Annotated in this window: 1 protein-coding gene; it reads left to right on the top strand. The window is 74.8% G+C overall.

Annotated elements, in window-relative coordinates; translation table 11 throughout:
* The coding region (locus JMF97_RS30775) for a helicase-related protein (RefSeq protein WP_203224689.1) at positions 1 to 452 on the top strand (452 nt) is incomplete at both ends.

Below are 452 nucleotides of genomic sequence, written 5' to 3'. Positions count from 1 at the left end.
GGGCCGGCGACAGCCCGTGGGTGCATTCCGGGCCGGGAGGACCGACACCCGGGTTGCCGCCGACGTCGCGGCCCGTGGCATCGACGTCAGCGGCGTCACCAACGTGATAAACTACGCCTGCCCGGAAGACCAGGAGACCCACACCCACCGGAGCGGCCGTACCGGTCGGGCGGGCGCGAGCGGTGTCGCGGTTACCTTCGTCGACTGGGACGACATGCCGCGCTGGCGGATCATCGACAAGACCCTCGGGCTGGACATGCCCGAGCCGCAGGAGACGTACCACACCTCCCCGCCCCTCTACACCGACCTGCAACTCCAGCCCGCCGCGACAGGCCTCCTGCCGGCCGCCGCGCGCACCCGCCACGGGCTGCCCCCCGAGGCCCAGGAAGAGCTGGGCGGCGGCGCGTCACCGCGCACCGACGCGCGCGGTGGCCGCCGCGGGGGGAGGCGGC

Origin of the sequence: Micromonospora fiedleri, from assembly GCF_016774385.1 — a bacterium.
In the GTDB taxonomy this organism is placed as follows: domain Bacteria; phylum Actinomycetota; class Actinomycetes; order Mycobacteriales; family Micromonosporaceae; genus Micromonospora; species Micromonospora gifhornensis.
This window is presented reverse-complemented; position numbering and strand designations above follow the sequence as displayed.